Origin of the sequence: Comamonas sp. B-9 (genome assembly GCF_000410635.1) — a bacterium.
Classification (GTDB): domain Bacteria; phylum Pseudomonadota; class Gammaproteobacteria; order Burkholderiales; family Burkholderiaceae_C; genus Comamonas.
In genome coordinates, this window is sequence record NZ_KE148656.1 from 1 (window position 1) to 391 (window position 391).

Consider the following 391-nt stretch of genomic DNA (forward strand, 5'->3'; position numbering starts at 1 on the left):
CCTGTCGGCGGTGGATGCCGAAGCGCGCCGCGCCGCAGCCGATCTGCAGCGGGTCGAGGACCTGGCCGCACGCGGTTCGGTGTCGCTGCGCGAGCGCGACCAGTCGCGTGCCACCAGCCAGCTGGCCAAGGCCAATGTGCAAAAGGCGCAGGCCGATATCCGCATTGGCGAGCAGAGCATCAAATCCACCCAGGTGGCACGTGCCAGCCTGGAAGCCCAGGTGAAGGCCGCTGAGGCCCAGCTGGGCCTGGCCCAGATCGACCTGGACAACACCGTGGTGCGGGCGCCGCGCGATGGCCAGATCAGCGAGGCCTCGGTGCGCTTGGGCCAGTATGTGGCCTCGGGCACGCAGCTGCTGTTCCTGGTGCCCGAGCAGCTGTGGGTGGTGGCC

1 protein-coding gene is annotated in these 391 nt (G+C 69.8%); it reads left to right on the plus strand.

Going from position 1 to position 391, the window contains the following annotated elements:
* On the plus strand, nt 1-391 hold a 391-nt coding region (locus H928_RS33770; RefSeq protein ID WP_043341490.1), incomplete at both ends, for an HlyD family efflux transporter periplasmic adaptor subunit.